This is a genomic window from Myxococcus sp. NMCA1 (assembly GCF_026810205.1).
GTDB classification, from domain to species: domain Bacteria; phylum Myxococcota; class Myxococcia; order Myxococcales; family Myxococcaceae; genus Myxococcus; species Myxococcus xanthus_A.
On record NZ_CP113950.1, the window covers coordinates 62705 to 80773 of the forward strand.

Annotated in this window: 17 protein-coding genes; 9 read left to right on the plus strand and 8 right to left on the minus strand. The window is 68.2% G+C overall.

The genetic code is table 11. The annotated features are described in order from the left end of the window. Nucleotides 1–25 precede the first annotated feature (25 nt). A complete protein-coding gene (locus OZ403_RS00295) occupies nucleotides 26–1237 on the minus strand; it encodes an MFS transporter (protein ID WP_140786561.1) in 1212 nt (403 codons plus the stop codon). Nucleotides 1238–1299: 62 nt separating this feature from the next. Here OZ403_RS00295 and OZ403_RS00300 point away from each other — a divergent pair, with 62 nt between their 5' ends. The 9 genes from OZ403_RS00300 to OZ403_RS00340 all read left to right on the plus strand — a co-directional run bounded on the left by OZ403_RS00300 (nucleotide 1300) and on the right by OZ403_RS00340 (nucleotide 10387). Next, a complete protein-coding gene (locus tag OZ403_RS00300) occupies nucleotides 1300–2370 on the plus strand; it encodes an isopenicillin N synthase family dioxygenase (protein ID WP_268783208.1) in 1071 nt (356 codons plus the stop codon). A gap of 37 nt (nucleotides 2371–2407) precedes the next feature. Beyond that, nucleotides 2408–2740: a glutathione binding-like protein gene (locus OZ403_RS00305; protein ID WP_268783209.1), complete on the plus strand. Its 333-nt coding sequence runs from the start codon at nucleotides 2408–2410 to the stop codon at nucleotides 2738–2740. 101 nt (nucleotides 2741–2841) lie between these two features. Then, a complete protein-coding gene (locus OZ403_RS00310) occupies nucleotides 2842–3474 on the plus strand; it encodes a hypothetical protein (RefSeq protein WP_268783210.1) in 633 nt (210 codons plus the stop codon). Nucleotides 3475–3492: 18 nt separating this feature from the next. Beyond that, complete coding sequence (locus OZ403_RS00315) at nucleotides 3493–3912, plus strand: hypothetical protein (protein WP_140786564.1); 420 nt, start codon at nucleotides 3493–3495, stop codon at nucleotides 3910–3912. Nucleotides 3913–4047: 135 nt separating this feature from the next. After that, a complete protein-coding gene (locus OZ403_RS00320) occupies nucleotides 4048–4452 on the plus strand; it encodes a hypothetical protein (RefSeq protein ID WP_268783211.1) in 405 nt (134 codons plus the stop codon). Nucleotides 4453–4539: 87 nt separating this feature from the next. Continuing rightward, on the plus strand, nucleotides 4540–5184 hold the full coding sequence (locus OZ403_RS00325) for a glutathione S-transferase family protein (protein ID WP_268783212.1): 645 nt from the start codon (nucleotides 4540–4542) through the stop codon (nucleotides 5182–5184). Between the two features lie 104 nt (nucleotides 5185–5288). After that, complete coding sequence (locus OZ403_RS00330) at nucleotides 5289–5858, plus strand: TetR/AcrR family transcriptional regulator (protein WP_140796874.1); 570 nt, start codon at nucleotides 5289–5291, stop codon at nucleotides 5856–5858. Between the two features lie 237 nt (nucleotides 5859–6095). Beyond that, on the plus strand, nucleotides 6096–7232 hold the full coding sequence (locus OZ403_RS00335; protein ID WP_268783213.1) for an efflux RND transporter periplasmic adaptor subunit: 1137 nt from the start codon (nucleotides 6096–6098) through the stop codon (nucleotides 7230–7232). A 14-nt stretch (nucleotides 7233–7246) separates the two neighbouring features. Next, entirely contained in the window at nucleotides 7247–10387 is a 3141-nt protein-coding gene (locus tag OZ403_RS00340; RefSeq protein WP_140786567.1) for a multidrug efflux RND transporter permease subunit, read from the plus strand. 48 nt (nucleotides 10388–10435) lie between these two features. Here the strand turns inward: OZ403_RS00340 and OZ403_RS00345 are convergent, their stop codons facing one another. The 7 genes from OZ403_RS00345 to OZ403_RS00375 all read right to left on the minus strand — a co-directional run bounded on the left by OZ403_RS00345 (nucleotide 10436) and on the right by OZ403_RS00375 (nucleotide 18021). Beyond that, nucleotides 10436–10804, minus strand: coding sequence for a metal-sulfur cluster assembly factor (locus OZ403_RS00345; protein ID WP_140786568.1), 369 nt, complete (start codon nucleotides 10802–10804; stop codon nucleotides 10436–10438). Next, nucleotides 10797–11873, minus strand: coding sequence for an amidohydrolase family protein (locus OZ403_RS00350; RefSeq protein WP_140786569.1), 1077 nt, complete (start codon nucleotides 11871–11873; stop codon nucleotides 10797–10799). Before OZ403_RS00350 ends, OZ403_RS00345 begins: the two co-directional genes overlap by 8 nt. A gap of 42 nt (nucleotides 11874–11915) precedes the next feature. Continuing rightward, nucleotides 11916–13049, minus strand: a complete 1134-nt coding sequence (locus OZ403_RS00355) for a hybrid sensor histidine kinase/response regulator (protein ID WP_268783214.1) — start codon at nucleotides 13047–13049, stop codon at nucleotides 11916–11918. Further along, the gene (locus tag OZ403_RS00360; RefSeq protein WP_268783215.1) at nucleotides 13022–14191 is read right to left on the minus strand and encodes a PAS domain S-box protein; all 1170 of its coding nucleotides are present in this window, start codon (nucleotides 14189–14191) and stop codon (nucleotides 13022–13024) included. The genes OZ403_RS00355 and OZ403_RS00360 overlap by 28 nt, the downstream gene beginning before the upstream one ends. Before the next feature lie 165 nt (nucleotides 14192–14356). Next, the gene (locus OZ403_RS00365; protein ID WP_268783216.1) at nucleotides 14357–15103 is read right to left on the minus strand and encodes a class I SAM-dependent methyltransferase; all 747 of its coding nucleotides are present in this window, start codon (nucleotides 15101–15103) and stop codon (nucleotides 14357–14359) included. Between the two features lie 13 nt (nucleotides 15104–15116). Beyond that, nucleotides 15117–16346, minus strand: a complete 1230-nt coding sequence (locus tag OZ403_RS00370) for a type II toxin-antitoxin system HipA family toxin (RefSeq protein WP_268783217.1) — start codon at nucleotides 16344–16346, stop codon at nucleotides 15117–15119. Between the two features lies 1 nt (nucleotide 16347). Further along, nucleotides 16348–18021, minus strand: a complete 1674-nt coding sequence (locus tag OZ403_RS00375; protein ID WP_140786573.1) for a DUF262 domain-containing protein — start codon at nucleotides 18019–18021, stop codon at nucleotides 16348–16350. Between the last annotated feature and the right edge of the window lie 48 nt (nucleotides 18022–18069).

The following is an 18069-nucleotide window of genomic DNA, read 5'->3' on the forward strand; positions in this document are numbered from 1 at the left end:
TGGGCCTGGCTCGAGCGGCGGAGCGTCAGGCCTCCGCCGCTTCAGGCACAGTGCCCTTCGGCCCTCGCTTGAGCGCCAACAGGGCCACGACACACAGCGCGGCGCCGGAGGCGCACACCCCGCTCCATCCCCAGTGCGTCCAGGCGAAGGTCCCCAGCCACGAGCCCGCGGCGCCGCCCGCGAAGTACGTCACCATGTAGAGCGTGTTCAGCCGGCTGCGGGCCTCCGGACGCAGCGAGTACACCCGCGTCTGATTGGAAATCTGGTTCGCCTGGACGCCCAAATCGAGCAGCACCACGCCCAGCGCCATGCCCCACAGCCAGCGCCCCAGGGGCCACATCACGACGAAGGACAGCAGCAGCACGACGATGGCCGCGCCGTTGATGCGCCGGTCCCCGCGCTTGTCGGCGTAGCGGCCCACCAGCGGGGCCACGGCGGCGCCCGCCACGCCCACGACGCCGAAGAGCCCGGCCACCTGCGCGTCGTACTTCTGCGGCAGGCTCTGGAGGTACAGCGCCAGCGTGGACCAGAACACGCTGAACGCGCCGAAGCTGAGTGCGCCCAGCACCGCATGCAGCCGCAGCACGGGCTCGGTGCGCGCCAGGTGGATGAGCGAGCGCAACAGTTGCGGATACGGCATGGAGGCCATGGGCGGCTGGGATGGCAGCGTGAAGCGCAGCACGCCGGCCAGCGCGAGCATGAGCCCCGCCGCAATCCAGAACATGGCGCGCCAGCCCAGGTGCGTCCCGACGAAGCCCGCCGCCGTCCGGGACAGGAGGATGCCAATCAGCACACCGCTCATGACGGTGCCCACCACCCGGCCTCGCTGCGCCGCGGGCGCCAGGTGCGCCGCGAAGGGGACGAGGAGTTGGGGAATGATGGTGGTGACGCCCACGACGAAGCTCGCGGCCACCATCCAGTGGAGCGTCGGCGCCAGTGCCACGCCCACGAGCGCCAGCGCCACCAGCGTGTTCATGGTGACGATGACCCGCCGCCGCTCCAGGCTGTCGCCCAGCGGGACGATGAAGAGCATCCCCACCGCGTAGCCCACCTGCGTCAGCATGGGCACCAGCCCCAGCGCGCTCCCCGAGGCCCCCAGGGCCGCGCCGATGTCTCCCAGCAGCGGCTGGTTGTAATAGAGGTTCGCGACGGTGGCGCCCGAGGCGGCGGCCATCAGCCACACGAGCCCGGTGGACAGAGCGGTGTGGGGAGCTTCCGGAGGGGAATGCGTCGGCATGGCGGCGGGCGGACTCTCGCGCCGCGCCCTGCCGGGGTCCAGACCTGTGTAGGCTCCCGGGAATGACAGGTCCGGATTCCGCACGGGGCGGCTTGCCCGTCATCGACATGGCGTCACTGTTCGATGCATCCCGCGTCACCGAGCGTGCGCGCGTTGCGCGTGAAATCGAGCAGGCCTGTCGCGACAGCGGCTTCTTCTACGTGACGGGCCACGGCGTGTCCGGCGAGGTGCTCGCGCGGTTGGAGCGGGAGAGCCACCGCTTCTTCGCGCTGCCCCGGGCGGCGAAGGAGGCCATCGCCATGTCGATGGGCGGTGTCGCGTGGCGGGGCTGGTTCCCGCTCGGGGGGGAGCTGACCTCGGGGCGTCCGGACCGGAAGGAGGGGTTGTATCTGGGCACGGAGCTCGGAAGCGAGCACCCGCGCGTAAAGGCCGGCTGGCCGTTGCACGGCGCCAACCTGTGGCCCGCGGAGGTGCCGGAGCTGCGCGCGGCGGTGCTCGACTACATGGCGGCCTGCACGCGCGCCGCGCATGCGCTGATGGAGGGCGTGGCGCTGAGCCTGGGCCTGGACGCGGACTACTTCCGGCGGCACTACACGGCGGACCCGACGGTGCTCTTCCGCGTCTTCCATTACCCCGCCGAGCCCCAGTGCGAGGAGGAGAGCTGGGGCGTGGGCGAGCACACCGACTACGGCCTGCTCACGCTGCTGGCCCAGGACGACCACGGCGGGTTGCAGGTGAAGACGCCGCGCGGCTGGGTGGAGGCACCGCCGCTGCCCGGGACGCTGGTGTGCAACATCGGCGACATGCTCGACCGGATGACAGGCGGGTGGTACCGCTCCACGCCGCACCGGGTGAAGAACGTGAGCGGCAAGGACAGGCTGTCCTTCCCACTCTTCTTCGACCCGGACTTCGCCGCCGAGGTCCACCCCCTGCCACGCGGCGCGGGCGCTGACGTGGACGAGGACCGCGCACGCCGCTGGGACGGCGCCAGCGTCCACGCCTTCCAGGGGACCTACGGCGACTACCTGCTGGGCAAGGTGTCCAAGGTGTTTCCGGAGCTGGTGCGGCGGGTGTGGGAGCGCGCGCCCACGGCACTGCCGGAGGAGACACCCCGAGGACCGTTACCGCGTTGACGGAGCCCGGGTCGCGTGCTTGAGAGCGCTGCGCCGGATGGCGAGATTCGGCGCGTCCACACCGCTCGCCGAGGTGGACCTGTTCTTCGCCCAGGAGGAGTGGGCGAAGCTGCGCAGGCCGGGCGCGGTGGAGTCGCTGAAGGAGCGCCTGGGAGAACTCGCGGCGCATCTGGGTGAGCGCGAGTACCTGGAGGACCGCTTCACCGCGGGCGACCTGATGATGGTGACGGTGCTCCGCATCCTTCGGCACACGGACGTGCTCGACGGCTTTCCCACGCTGAAGGACTACAAGGAACGCTGTGAGGCCCGGCCCGCGTTCCAGCGCGCCCTGGCGGCTCAGATGGAGCCGTTCCAGCAGCCTCGCGCTTGAGTGATTGACACGGCGCTCGGATGGGGCATCGTCGCTATGCAGTGCCGTGTGCATTCGCCGCATTTCAGCCGGATTTGCGTCCGGTAGGTCAGGTGGAATGGATGCCTCGCCGACTTGGAATGTTGCTGGTGGTGATGGCTGCCTGCAGCAGTGGTGACTGGTACACCCGGGCAGGGCACGACGCGTGGTTCGGGTTCCGCGGCAGTTCGGTATGGGCTCGCGGGCCTTGGCCCAAAATCCAGCCATCCAGGGACCTGGACGAAGTCATCGATCAACTGTGCCCCGCCATCATTCAACTGCCACGGGCTCGCGATGGCGAGTACGGCCAGGAGTACTGCGGCGCGCTCTATTCCCTTGGAGACGGGACCTATTACGCGACCTACGGCTCCCCCTTGGGGACGACCGTCATGGTCGGGCCCAGCAATCGCAAGCGGTGCATGCCACCTCGCTATGTGGTGGACGCGCGTGGGCGAACGGCGCCCATCGCGGACTACCACAGCCATCCATGGGCACCCTCGGAGATGTCACCCGAGGACAGGCAGGCGGACCTCCAGCGCTTCATGATTCGTATCCAGTTCGACACGGATTGCACCGTCATGAAGCTGGTCCCCTACGTCAACGAGTCTCGTCCTGGAGAGGCGTACGTGAGGCGGGGGAAGCAGTGGGTGCTGATTGGCGTCATCAAGAACGAGGACAAGCGGTATGGGCGTATCACGGACGTCGGCAGCGAGTGACGTTGGCGAGGTGACCGCATGAAACGCACGCTCCTGTTGATGATGTTGCTGCCTGGATGTGCCCTCTTTCGACCGGCCTCGCGTCCCGTTCATGCATCACCGGAGGAAGCGGCACGCGTGACGTTTCCTCGCGACTTGCCAACAGAGGGGCTTCATGAACTGTCAGGCCCCATGGTCGCGGCCATCGCGCTGGCCATGGAGGATTTTCGGCCCCTGGGGACGAAGCCGCACCGAGGCGCTACGCCGCTGGAGCAGTGCCTCTACCGGCGCGAGGCCTTCAACGCCGCCACCGCTCCTGGGCCCGAGGGTATCGTTTTCGTTCGCTTCTCCTTCAGCCCCAGCAATTGCGCCGAGCATGAGCGGGAAATCGTGCTCGACATGGGCGCGACCTACGCAGTGGACGTGCCCGGAGGGCGAATCCTCGCGGTCCAGCGTTGAGCGCTGGCGGGCCTCCGGCTCGATGTCCTGCGGCGTCCACCGCTGCTCCACGTTGTGAGTCCAGTCACACGCCGTTTCCCTGGAACTCGAATTGGATTTCTCCCTGTCGCCGAGGTCGAGGACTATCGCCTGCGTGTGAGGGACTTCGTCGAGCAGCATGTGCTGCCGCTGGAGAAGCAGCCCGACGCTTTCGATGCACGCGAGAACCTCCGCGAGGATGTGGTGGCCCGGGTGCGGGCCCGCGCTCGCGAAGAGGGGCTGAGGGCCTTCCTGTTCGACGCGGACCAGCCGGGTTGGCGCATCAAGCGGCGCATCCCCATCATGGGACCGGAGGAGCACGGCGGGCACTGCGAAATCGTCTTCGACGGCCTGGAGATTCCGGACGCGCACCGGCTGCTGGAAGTGGGGGACGGCCATGGACATCCACATTGGCCGGCTGCTCACCATGAGCGCCGCGTGGAAGCTGGACCAGGGCGACTTCGCCGGGAGAGCGCGCCGAAAGCGCTGCCAGAGGACGCCCGAGGACCGTTACCGCGTTGACGGAGCCCAGGTCGCGTGCTTGAGAGCGCTGCGCCGGATGGCGAGATTCGGCGCGTCCACACCGCTCACCGACCAGGAGACATCACGATGATGACCATCAGCGCGTTCAAGTGGGTTCCGCCGTTCGCACAGGGACTGGTGCGGGACCTCCGGGTGCGGTGGGCGCTCGAAGAGGCGGGGCTGCCGTACCAGGTGCGGCTCATCGACAACAAAGTCCAGGCCTCGCCCGACTACCGCAAGCTCCAACCCTTCGGCCAGGTGCCGGTGCTGGAGGAGGAAGGCCTGGTCCTCTTCGAATCAGGCGCCATCGTGCTCCACATCGCCAACAAGTGTGAGGCGCTGCTGCCGGCGGACGCGGCGGCCAGGGCTCGCGCGGTGACGTGGCTCTTCGCGGCGCTCAACTCCATTGAAATCATGATTCAGCCGCTCGCCGAGGTGGACCTGTTCTTCGCCCAGGAGGAGTGGGCGAAGCTGCGCAGGCCGGGCGCGGTGGAGTCGCTGAAGGAGCGCCTGGGCGAACTCGCGGCGCATCTGGGTGAGCGCGAGTACCTGGAGGACCGCTTCAGCGCGGGCGACCTGATGATGGTGACGGTGCTCCGCATCCTTCGGCACACGGACGTGCTCGACGGCTTTCCCACGCTGAAGGCCTACAAGGAACGCTGTGAGGCCCGGCCCGCGTTCCAGCGCGCCCTGGCGGCCCAGATGGAGCCGTTCCAGCAGCCTCGCGCTTGAGCGTCTGGGGAACCAGTCGGACGTAAGTGCCTGAAATGAGGGGGCTTTCGAGGCCCTCAAATGAAGGTTGAAAAGAATCCATCCGGACGGCATGTTTTGGGTGCATGACGAGCGCGCACCAACGCAAGAAGCAGCCCGACGTCATCCGCGCGCAGCTTCTCCGCGCCGCGGCGGAGCTCGTCACGCAGGGGGGGACCCAGGCCGTGACGCTCGAGGCTGTCGCGGCCCACGCGGGGGTGACGAAGGGCGGCCTCCAGCATCATTTCAAGAGCAAGCAGCTGCTGCTCGACGCGCTGTTCGACGAGATGAACCAGCAGTTCATCGAGTCGTTCCACGCGAACATCGCGGACGACCCGGACGCTCATGGGCGCGAGGCACGTGCGTATCTCCGTGCCATGGTCTCCAGCCCCGCCAACCCCGAGCAGATCCGGGGCTTGAGGGCGCTGATTGGAAGCATGATGGTGGAGCCCGACCTTCGTGAACGCTGGAACTGCAGCTGGCAGGAAGACCTCCAGCTGAAGTCCGGTGAGGTCAGTCCCCAGGACATCAATTCCCTCATCTGCCGCCTCGCGGCTGACGGCTTGTGGCTCGCGGACCTGCTCGAGGACCAGGGAATCGGGCCTGAGGTGAGGGCCGCGGTCATCCGAAGGCTCGAGGAACTCACCCGGGAGTAGGCGCCCATCACCGTCAGTGTGTCCGCATCCGGCTGACACCTCGGTCTGGAGTTCGTCTGTCAGGAGTCTCCGTGAGGGGGCCGTCAGTGACGGGCTTGTGCCTCGATATGTCTCATTCGTCATGTCATCTGCGCTGGAGCAGGTGGCGCTTCATTCCCTGGTTGCTGGCGAACCAGGGCGCGGCTTTGTGAGAAAAGTATGCTTTTGCGTATCTCTCGACGTTTTCGCCAGACAACAATGCCTATCAACAGGTCGACGAGCCTTCTCCTCGCTTGGACGCTGCTCCCGCTTCTCGCTTGTGACGGCAAGCAGGAGGAAGCGGCCTTCGCACCGCCGGTCCAGGAGGTGTCCACGCTGAAGGTGAAGGGGGAGGCCGTTGTCCTTCACGACGAATTCCCCGCGCGTGTCTCCGCGTTCCGGGTCGCGGAAGTCCGCCCGCAGGTGGGTGGGCTCGTGCGCAGCCGGCGCTTCTCCGAGGGCGACACGGTCCAGAAAGGGCAGCCGCTCTACCAACTGGAAGCGGCGGTGTTCCGCGCGATCGTGGAAGGCGCGGCGGCGGCCCATTCGGCCAGTGAGGCCGGGCGGCTCCAGGCGGAGTTGCATGCGGGGCGCATCCAGTCCCTCTTCGAAAAAGGAGCGAGCACCCAGCAGGCCCACGATGACGCCCGGGCCGCGCTCGCCATCGCGAACGCGGAGGTGGCGCGTGCCCGCGCGGCGCTGGACAGGGCCCGCGTCGACCTGGACTACGCCACGATTACCGCCCCCATCGCGGGGCACATCGGCATCTCCCAGGTCAACGAAGGCGCGCTCGTCGGCCCCGCGGATGCCACGCCGTTGAGCGTCATCCAGCAGATTGACCGCGTCTTCGTCGACATCAAGTCACCCGTGGAGCGCGCGGCGGGCTTGCAGTCACTCCAGGGAGGCACCGGAGAGGCGGGAGCGGAGGTCATCGTGCTCTCCTCGGCGGGGACGCCCTATCCGGAGCGCGGCCGGGTCCAGTTCTCGGACATCTCGGTCGACCCCGGTTCCGGCGAGCTCACGGTGCGCGCCCTGGTCCCCAACGCGCAGCGCAAGCTCCTGCCGGGCATGTTCGTGAAGGCGCGCGTCGTGCTCGGAGAGGTGGCCGATGCGCTCCTCGTTCCCCAGCAGGCCGTGCTTCACGACGCGCAGGGCCAAGCGCAGGTCTTCATCATCCGAGAGGACAACACCGCAGAGGCGCGCAACGTCCGCGCCGGCCGCATCGTCAGCGGACGTTATCTGGTGGAGGAAGGACTCTCCGCCGGAGAGCGTGTCGTGGTCGAGGGGCAGGACCGTCTTGCGCCAGGCCAGCAGGTCACCCCCGTCGAGTGGCAGCACGCCCCGGCCTCGCGCTGAACCTGGAGTAAGCCGTGCCAAGATTCTTCATTGAACGCCCGGTCTTCGCCTGGGTGATTGCCATCTTCATCGTGCTCGCCGGAGCCATCTCCATTCCCCGGCTTCCCATCGAGCGCTACCCGTCCATCGCGCCGCCGAGCGTGACGATTACCGCCACCTATCCCGGCGCCACGCCGGCCGCGATGAACGACAGCGTCGTGTCGTTGATTGAGCGCGGCCTGTCCGGCGTGAAGAACATCCTGTACTTCGAGTCGTCGAGCGACACGTCGGGCGTCGCGCAAATCGTGGTGACGTTCGCGCCCGGAACGGACCCGGACCTGGCGCAGGTCGACATCCAGAACCGCCTGAAGACAGTCGAATCGCGGCTGCCGCAGATGGTCCGGCAGCTCGGGCTCCAGGTGGAGACGACCACCACCAACTTCCTGCTCTTCTCCACGCTCGTGTCGAGCGACGGCCGCTACGACGAGGCCGAGCTGGGTGACTTCCTGAGCCGGAACGTGGTCGAGGACCTGCGGCGCGTGCCCGGCGTGGGACGCGTCCAGCTCTTCACGCCGGCCCGCGCGCTGCGCGTCTGGTTGGACCCGGAGCGGCTCATCTCGCACGGAATCTCCGTGGATGAGGTCGCGGCGGCGATTCGCGCACAGAACGCGGAGGCCTCTCCCGGACGGCTGGGGGACATGCCCGCGGTTCCAGGCCAGCGCGTCACCACCCCCCTGATGCTCCAGGGGCAGCTCCTGGACGTCGCGGACTTCGAGCGCGTCATCATCCGGGCCAACCCGGATGGCTCGAACGTGCTGCTCAAGGAGCTCGCCAAGGTGGAGCTGGGGCCCCAGAGCTACGCCTCATCCACCCGGCAGAATGGGAAGAACGCCGCCACGTTCGGCGTGCAGCTGGCCCCGGGGGCGAACGCGCTCGATACCTCCGAGCGCATCCGCGAGCGGATGGCGGACCTCTCCCGGGCGTTCCCCGCGGGCGTCGAGTACACGATTCCGTATGACGCGGCGCCGTTCGTGCGCGTCTCCATCCAGAAGGTCGTTCAGACCTTCTTCGAGGCGATGCTGCTCGTCTTCGCGGTGATGTATCTCTTCCTGCAGAGCGTGCGTTACACGCTGATTCCCGCCATCGTCGCGCCCATCGCGCTGCTGGGGACCTTCGCGGTGATGCTGGCGTCGGGGTTCTCCATCAACGTCCTGACGATGTTCGGCATGGTGCTGGCGATTGGCATCATCGTCGACGACGCCATCGTCGTGGTCGAGAACGTCGAGCGCATCATGGCGGAGGAGGGGCTATCCCCCCTCGAGGCCACGAAGAAGGCGATGAAGGAAATCACGGGCGCTGTCATCGGCATCACCCTGGTGCTCACGTCCGTGTTCATCCCCATGGCGTTCGCCACGGGCTCCGTCGGCACCATCTACCGCCAGTTCAGCCTGGCGATGGCCGTGTCGATTCTCTTCTCCGCGTTCCTCGCGCTCACGCTCACCCCGGCGCTCTGCGCGACGCTGCTGCGCCCGGTGGAGCCCGGCCACGCGGGGAAGCGCCGCGGCTTCTTCGGCGGGTTCAACCGGCTGCTGGAGCGGGTGACGGGGCGCTATGCGAACTGGACCCGGGCCATTGTCGGACGCCTGGGCCGGGCGTTCTTCGCGTACGCGGTGGTGGTCGCGATGGTCGCCCTGGCGTTCTGGCGGCTGCCGGGCGCCTTCTTCCCGGAGGAGGACCAGGGGTTCCTCAACGTCTCGGTGCAGCTCCCGTCAGACGCCACGGCCGAGCGGACGAACAGCGTGCTCGGGGAACTGGAGTCCTTCTTGAGCGAGCGCAAGGGCATCCAGGACGTGCTGACCATCCAGGGCTTCGGCTTCTTCGGCTCGGGGGCGAACGCCGGTCTCATGTTCGTGATGATGCGCGACTGGGACCAGCGCCAGGGTGAGACGGCGGCGGGTGAGGTCGCCGCCGCCAACGCGCGCTTCGCCTCTCCGCGCGAGGGCATGGTCATCAACGTGCTTCCGCCCGCGGTGGACGGGCTCGGCAACAGCGCGGGCTTCGCCATGCGGCTGGAGGACCGCTCCGGACACGGCACCAAGGCGCTCAACGACGCCATGAACCACGTCCTCCGGCGTGCCTCGGAGAGCCAGGTCATCGCCTTCCCGTATCAGGAGGGCTTGCCGGAGGGCTCGATGGTGCGAATCCAGGTCGACCGCGAGCGCGCGGCGGCGCTGGGTGTGTCGTTCGCGGAAATCAACTCGGTCATCTCCACCGCGCTGGGGTCGACGTACGTCAACGACTTCCCCAACAAGGGCTACATGCAGCAAATCATCCTCCAGGCGCGCGCGGAGTCCCGCATGCAGGTGGAGGACGTGCTCAAGCTCCCCGTGCGCAACGCGCGCGGGCAGATGGTGCCCCTTTCCTCGGTGGCCGAGCCCGTCTGGGAGCGGGGGCCCATGCAGTTGGTCCGCTACAACGGCTACCCCGCCGTGCGCATCGCAGGAGCGGCGGCACCCGGCTTCAGCAGCGGTGACGCCATGGCGGAGATGGAGCGCATCGCTGGCGAGCTCCCACCCGGCTTCGCGGTGGAGTGGACGGGGCTCTCCTACCAGGAGCGGCTCTCCGGCTCGGAGGCCCCCATCCTCCTGGCGCTGTCGATGCTCGTCGTCTTCCTGGTGCTGGCGGCGCTCTACGAGAGCTGGTCGATTCCGCTGTCGGTCATGCTCGTCGTGCCGCTGGGACTCATCGGCGCGCTGGCGGCGGTGATGTCTCGCGGGTTGATGAACGACATCTTCTTCAAGGTGGGCCTCATCACCATCATCGGCCTGTCCGCGAAGAACGCGATTCTCATCGTCGAGTTCGCCAAGCAGCTCGAGGAGCAGGGACGTTCACCGCTCCAGGCCGCGGTGGAGGCGGCGCGGCTGCGCTTCCGTCCCATCCTGATGACGTCGCTCGCCTTCGCGCTGGGCGTGGTGCCGCTGGTGGTGGCCAGCGGCGCGAGCGCGGAGACGCAGCGGGCCATCGGCACGGGTGTGTTCGGCGGCATGGTGTCCGGCACCGTCCTGGCCATCTTCCTGGTCCCCGCCTTCTACGTCGCCGTGCGGAGCCTGCTCAGACACCGCGCCTCCGCCACGGCGGCGCCGTTGGTGAAGGAGGAACCGGCGGGGAATCACTGATGCGGTCGCTGGCGGGCACGCACCCGCCCGCCAGCGCCGCGGCACGGCTCAGGAGCGGCGCTGCGCCGAGTCCTGGGGCAGCAAGCGGCCACCCAACATGGTGATGCGCTTGGCCGCGAGCCGCTGGCGGGCCTCCGGCTCGATGTCCTGCGGCGTCCACTTCAGGTCGTGGTCGAACTCCACGTTCACCGTGGTGACGCCGTCCACCGCCAGCAGCCGCTGCTCGATTTCCCGCATGAAGTAGGCGGCCATCATGCACATGGGCGAGGTGATGTGCAGGCGCACCGTCACCTGGCCCTCCGTGCGCTTCACGGACTCAATCAGCCCCATCTCCCCGATGCCCAGCGGCACGCCGGTGGCGCAGCTGCACGGGTCCGGGATGTCCTGGATGCGCTCGCGCAGGGCCTGCTCACTCATACAGGCTCTCCCGGTAGCCGTACGGCTGGATGTTGCCGCGCGCCTTCAGCTTCGCGAACTCGTCGTTGGCGATGTTCTTCTTCACCGCCTCCACGTCCACGCCCGCGTAGCGCGCGTAGTTTCCGCCCAGAATCAGCCGCTTCACGTCCGGCGTCACCTGCATGCCCGCCACCTGCACCAGTTCGTCCGGCAACTGGAAGTCATGCCAGAACTTGTGCAGCGCCGGGTGCGGGTGGCTGAACACCGTCCCGGAGCCCCACATGATTTTCTCCGGGCCCGCCCACTTCAGCAGCGCCGCCAGGGACTCGGCGAACCAGCGCTCGCGCTTCACGATGAGCGCGCCCGTCACTTCCAGGTTGACGTACACGTTGGGGAACAGCGACAGCTGCATGCCCGTCTCGTCCAGGAAGGCCATGCCGCCGTGGACGATTTCGAAGTTCAGGTCGGGGAAGGCATCCGCCGCCCCGCCGATGTCATCCACCTTGTAGGGCTCCAGCGGCACCGCGCCCATGGGCAAGCCCTTGTGCACGGCGATGTTCTTGATGCCCAGCTTCTGCGCACGCTCGAAGAGCGGGAAGGCGATGCTCGGGTCATCCATGCGCCAGCCCGTGTGGCGGAACTTGTCGCCCAGCCACGCCGCCGGGTAGAGCTTCAGGCCGCTGGGCTTGAGCGTTTCGTACTGCTGCTCCAAATCATCCAGCGCTGCCGTGCCGCGCAGCGGGTCCACGCCCGCGTACACCAGGAAGCGGTGGGGATAGTTGCGGTGAATCTCCAGCGTCTTCTCATAGGAGCACAGGCCGTCGTGGTACAGCGTCTGGAGCGGCAGCACGTGGTGCACCGCCAGGTCGACGCCGCTCTCCACGAAGAGCAGGTGCGCCAGCTCCCTCACGGACCAGTTCTTCAGGAAGCCTTCCGCCGTGGGGACGCGGTGCGTCTCCCCGGACAGTCCGCTGTGCAGCCCCCAGATGAGTCCCGCGAGCGACTCGGCGTACTTGCCGGCGCGGTAGTTCGTGGGATGGAGGTTGTAGGCGTGTGTCACCGCATCGATGACGAAGTTGCCGTCAATCACCCGAGGACTCCTTTCACAGTTGGGCCGGGAGGACGCCCGGCGTCATTCGCTACCACGAGAGGCACCCAGGAGCTGTCCCAGGCCCTGATGAATCGACTCCACGTCGAAGGGCTTCTCAATCTGCAGATTCGGCACGCGCTCCAGGAACTGACGGGCGCGCGTGGTGTACGAGCCGCCGGTGATGAAGATGAAGCGCTCGGCGATGCCGTCCCCGCGCTCGCGGACGCGCTCGTAGACGTCCATGCCGGAGATGCCCGGCATCATCAGGTCGCAGAAGACGGCGTCGAAGGGCGCGCCCGACGTCAGCACTGCCAGCGCGTCCTCGCCGTTGTTCACCACCGTCACCCGGTGCCGCATGCCGATGATGCGCGCCAGGGAGCGGCCCACCGCGGGCTCGTCGTCAATCACCAGCACCTGTCCCCGCCGCTCGGCGTGGGGCGCGGGTGCCACTGGCGCGGCCTGGGTGGGGACGGCGTCCGGCGCCGTGGGCAGGGTGACGGTGAAGGTGGTTCCCTGGCCCAGCTCGCTGCGGACGGTGATGTCACCGCCCAGCTTGCGGATGAGGCTGTGGCAGATGGACAGTCCCAGCCCCGTGCCCTTGCCCACGGGCTTGGTGGTGAAGAAGGGGTCGAAGACGCGGGAGAGCACCGCGGGCGCCATGCCGCAGCCGGAGTCGCTCACGTCCACCAGCACGCTGCCCGGCGGCCCGGCGCGGACCCACACGGTGATGTGGTGCTCCTCGGCGTTGCCTTCGGGGATGGCCTGCGCCGCGTTCACCAGCAGGTTGAGGAACACCTGGCCCAGGCGCGAGCCGTCCGCGAACACGAGGGGGACGGAATCGTACTTCTTGATGAGCCGCGCCCGGTGGCGCAGCTGGCTGGCGGCCATGTTGATGGAGAAGTCCAGCGGCTGCCGCACGTCCACCGCTTCGCGCCGCTCCTCATCCTGACGGGAGATGAACTTCAAATCCCGCACGATGTTGCGCACGCGCATGGCGCCTTCCTGCGCCTCCTTCAGCAGGGCCTCCGTGTCCTGCAGCGTCACGGGCCACGCCACGCTGCTGAGACCGCGCTCCCCGGCCCGCGTCAGCTCCGCGCCCAGGCGGCTCACGGACTCCATGGCCGAGGCCAGGTTGGCCATGACGTAGGTCAGCGGGTTGTTGATTTCGTGCCCCACGCCCGCGCCAGTGTGCCGGCCAGCACCATGCGGTCGTTCTGCAGGAGCTGCGACTGGGCCTGCTTGCGTTCGGTGATGTCGCGCGCCATCACCACGACGGCCTCGTGCCCGTCGAACTCGATGGGGATGCCCACGCTCTCCGCGTCGTACCAGGTGCCGTCGCGCCGCAGGTAGCGGACCTCCCGCAGCGGGGCCAGCGCGCCCTTCACGGCCGCGGTGTGCACGCGGTCCTTGACGAGCTCCAGGTCATCCGGATGGACGATGCTCCAGATGGGCTTGGCCATCAGCTCGGCCGGGTCGTCGTAGCCCAGGGCCCGCAGCAGCGTGGGGTTGGCGTAGATGAAGCGCCGCTGGGTGTGCACGAAGATGCCTTCGGGCGCCCGGTCGATGAGCCTGCGGAAGCTCTCCTCCGAACGGCGCAGCGCCTCCTGCGTGCGCTTGCGCTCGGTGACGTCCTCGAACGCGAACAACCGGTAGCGCATGGCGTCCCCCGCCACCGAGGAGGACGTGGACAGCCGCCGCAGGGTGCGTCCATCCGACAGCCTGGCTTCGTCCTCCACCAGTCCCGGCACGCAGCCCTGGTCCGGGGCCGCGCACAGGCGCAGGAACTCCGCCGCGTCGCCGGCCTTGAGGCAGTGGTGGATCACCTCGTCATGGGACAGCTCACCCCGCTGGATGGCGCCCTCCAACTCGGCGATGCCCCACAGCTGGCAGAAGCGGTGGTTGATGTAGTGCACCCGGCGCGTGCGGATGTCGACCAGGTAGAGGCCGAAGGGCAGGTAGTCACTCTCCGGCCAGGGGGCGGCGGACGGCTTCTCGGCCTGCCGCACCGTGCAGTAGAGCGGCTCCGACTCCGAAGCGGCGGTGATGCGCCAGGACAGAGGCAGCCAGGACCCATCCGGCCGGCGCCAGCGGCAGATGCGCGAGGTGGGGCTCGTGGAACCCAGCTTCGCGAACAGGACGGCGGCGTCTTCGATGGGGATGAAATCCTGCAAGGCCATGCCACGCAGTGACGTCAAAGACAGGCCCACCAGGTGGCCAAAGGCAGGATTGGCTTCGAGCAACACGCCATCACGGCCCAGGATGACGTAGGGCTCCGTGGACAGCTCGAAGAAGCGGTGGGCCCACTGCTCGGTCGACATGCTTCCCTTGGGTTGCCAGGGCGCAGCCAGCGCCGGCTTGGGGGGAAGGCCGGGTCATGGCATGCGAGGTGTTCGTAGATGCCTTTGCGCTTTCCAGGACATAGACACTATTTGTGGAAAAATTGCATGTCCTGATTTCGTGGATGGGGCCGCTCATACGCGGAGTCAAGGCGCTGACGGGCTGCGCAACAGATAGAACACGTAGCCGTAGGTGTGTTCGTACTGGCGATAGAGGCGGGTCTCCTGCTCGGCGGCCGAGAGCGCGGCTTCCAATGACGCGTCACCGTGGGCGCGCAGGTGTGCGACGCGCTGGAGCAGGGGCGTGTAGTAGGTGTCCCACCACGCGGAGGCGGGGAGGGTGAAGGTGTCGAGCACCTCGTAGCCCGCGGCTTCCGCGGCGGCGCGGTTCTCCAAAACCGTACCCATGGTGGGGTAGGCCTCACCCCAGAAGCGCGCGATTTCGTCAGGGCGCTCATCGGTCAGCCAGGTGCATTCGGTGATGGCGGCCACGCCTCCGGGCGCGAGCAGCGGACGCCAGCGCCGCAGGCCCGGACCGAAGCCCAGGTGGTAGATGGCGCCTTCGGACCAGAGGAGGTCAAAGGAAGCCTCGGGCAGCGACAGTGCACCCATGTCCTGCCGCTGTATTTCGACGAGCGCGTCCAGGCCCCGCTCGCGTGTCCGTGCCTGGAGTTGGTCGAGGAAGGGCCCGTGCAGGTCCACCGCGATGACCCGGGTGCGAAGCGCCTCGGCGAGCACCAGCGTCTGCGCGCCCGCGCCACAGCCGAGGTCCACCACGCGCGGGTGCGGTGGCAGCGGAGGCAGCCGTCGCAGGGCCTCCCGTGTGCAGTCGTCGCTGCCGGGGCCGTGACGGGGCAGGTCGTCATAGACGGTGAAGAAGGCGTCTTCGCTCATGGAGGGCCCCGGTTCATTGCCCCTGGAGCAGGGGCACGCGCTTCCAGTGGGCTTCGATGCGGCGGCGGCTCTCATCCGGCAGGGGCAGCTGCGCGTGAAGCGAGGACCAGGTGTCGAGCGACGCTTCCACCGCGGACTTCACCACCGGCAACACGTCACTTGTGGGCAGCGCCAGCTTGCGCGCCAGCCGTTCGAAGCTGCCCAGGGAGATGTCCTCGAAGCGCTTCGACTTCGCGAAGTTGAGCGCGAGCGTGTCCGCCGGCATGTACTGGAGCGTGGACACCAAATCGTACGCGGGTGACAGCGTGGCCCGGGTGCCGTCCGGGTAGAGCAGCGACCAGTTCTTGTGGTGCGCGTCCCCGTTGCCAATGACGGCGATGAACACCAGCCGCCGCAGGAACTCGTGCAGCGCGTCCAGTCCGGCGACCTTGTAGATGACGTTGGCGACCGTCTCGTAGTTGTACTTCTTGTACTTCTCATCCGCGTACAGCCCCAGCACCTGCGTCAGGTCCTCCATGTGGACCCGGCGGCCGGGTTCGGGGCGGTCGAAGCGGCGCACGGCGTAGGCCACGTCCTCGCGCAGGGTGATGCCTTCGGGCAGGCCCTGGATGTCGGCCACGTCCAGCAGCGCCACCTCGGGCACGGTGATGCCGGCGGCGCGGGCCCACGTCATCATGGAGAACTCGTTCTCCGGGACGCGGTCGTAGCGGTTGTCCGGCAGCTTCACAATCCAGTTGCCGCCGCGTCCGCCCGCCGGGAGCGTCATCGCCTTGTCCCGGCGCAGCATGGAGAACTTGAGCTGCACGCCGGCCAGCGAGAAGCGCAGCGGCTCCTGATCCTGCGGCGCGTTGGGCGCCTGGGGCTCCTCCAGCGGCTCCAGGCCACTGAGTGACAGCACGCTGGCGGGCCGCACGACGATGGCGCCGGGCAGGTCCTCACCCAGCCGCGCGATGAGGAAGAACTCGCGCTGGCGGGCCACCTGCTCGCGTTCGGCGATGAGCTCTCGCAGCGTGCCTTCCGGGAGCAGGTTGGAGAAGAACGAAGGCAGGCGCAGGCGGCTGACGTGCCGGCGCGTGAGGTCGTCCTCGAAAATCTGTCCCAGCACCGGGCGCGGGTAGCGCTGGCGGTACTCCTCCGCGATGACGAACTCGATGCGTTCGTCCTCCAGCAGCGTCAGCGTGCCGACGTGCACGTCGCCCAGGTGGACGTCGAGGATTCCGGCCGTGGTGCGGGTGGGCTCCAAGTCAGTCCTCCTCCTCGACGACCAGCGATTGGAGGGACGGACGGTCCGACTCCTCGTAGCGGGTGCGGGCCCGCAGGAACTCGATGATGTGTCTATCGATGAGCTCCATGCGCTGCATGAGGAATTCGAGCGTGCCGCCCTCGCGCAGCGTGTCGCGCATGGCGGGGGTGATGGCCTGGCTCTGGAGGACCTCGGGCGCCGGCGCGGGCTCGTCGCGCAGCACGTCCAGCAGGGGCTGGCCGGGCAGGGGCGGGTGCATCAGGTAGTTGGCGGGGGTGTAGAGGAAGGAGCGGTACAGCGCGGGGTCCAGCTTCAGCTCGGCGTCGGGCTCCTGCACGGTGAGGGACTTGAGCACGGGGCTGAGGCTGGCGGGGTCGGTGTCGCTGAAGAGCTGGGATGGCTCCAACAGGGCTCCGGTGCGCAGGTGCCGCGGCTGGAGCGAGTACAAGGCATTGAGGGCCATGCCGCGCGAGCGCAGCGCGAGGCCAAACGTCGCGGGCTGCGCGTGCTGGGCCAGCCATTCGTCGGACAGGGGCCGCACCTGCGCCAGCAGGGACTGGACGGACTGCTCCTCGTCGGGGCCGATGGCGGCCAGCAGCTCCTGCGGCGACAGGGCCCGGCTGTCGAGGAAGCTGTCCACCAGGCTGCCGCGCCAGAACCCCCGCGCGAGCAAATCTCGGGTGCGCGGCGACGGCTCCGGGTGCAGGTGGAAGAAGCGCGCGAGCAGCACGAAGTAGAGCGGGTTCGTCAGCAGGCGCCCGTGAGGGATTCCCGCGTCGCGCTTGAGGAAGATGATGACGCTGCGCAGGGCCGCTTCCGTCTGGAGCAGCGTTTGCGTGAGATCGTCCTCCTCGCGGAGCTGCTTCTGGAAGTCCTGGGTGAAGTCCAGGCCGCGTACCGCGAGCACGGCCTTGAGCAGCAGGGATTCATCGATGCGGCCGAAGCCCAGCTCCAGCAGGCTGGTGGCCAGCGCCTTCAGATTGGGCAGCCGCGAGCCCGCGGTGCCGCCGTAGAGCGCGTTGAAGACCTCGTCGTCGGTGAGCGGCTTTCCGGAGGTGTTGAGCCGCTTGAAGATGATGCGCAGCGTCTTCTCCTCCGCGGCTTCGACGACGTACGCGGGCATCTGGTACTCGCGCGCCGCCTTGCCCAGACGGATGGCCGCGCGCACGTGCTCCGGGTTCTTCTCGCGCCCCGGGTAGCGGTCCAGCCAGCCCAGCAGTTGCTCGCTGTCGAGCACCCGGTTGAGCGGCAGCCAATGCGGAGGCGTCGGCTCGCCGTGCGCGGGCTGGACGATTTCCTGCGTGTCCAGGTCGAAGAAGAGCGTGAAGCCGTCCCGCGCGGCGGGCTCCTGCTCCGGGTGGAGGAGCACCGCGGCCAGCGCGGTGATGCGCTGCTGCCCATCCACCACCCACAGCGCCTGGCTGTGGGAGGGCGCGTCGATGCGCACCGGGCCGAAGCTCACGCTGGCGGCGGGGGCCTCGCGCTTCCAGAAGAGCAGCGTGCCGATGGGATAGCCGCGGTACACGCTGTCGAGCAAATCCCTCACATCGCCGGCCTCCCAGCGCAGGGGCCGCTGGAAGTGGGGGAGACGCACCTCGCCGCGCCGGACGCGGTCCAGCAGGTCCTCGATGCTGAATGCCGTCGCCTGGGGCCGCCGCGTCAGGGTGGATTGCATGCGCTTACCTTTGTCCGGCCTGTAACACGCCCCGCACGGGATGCCCGC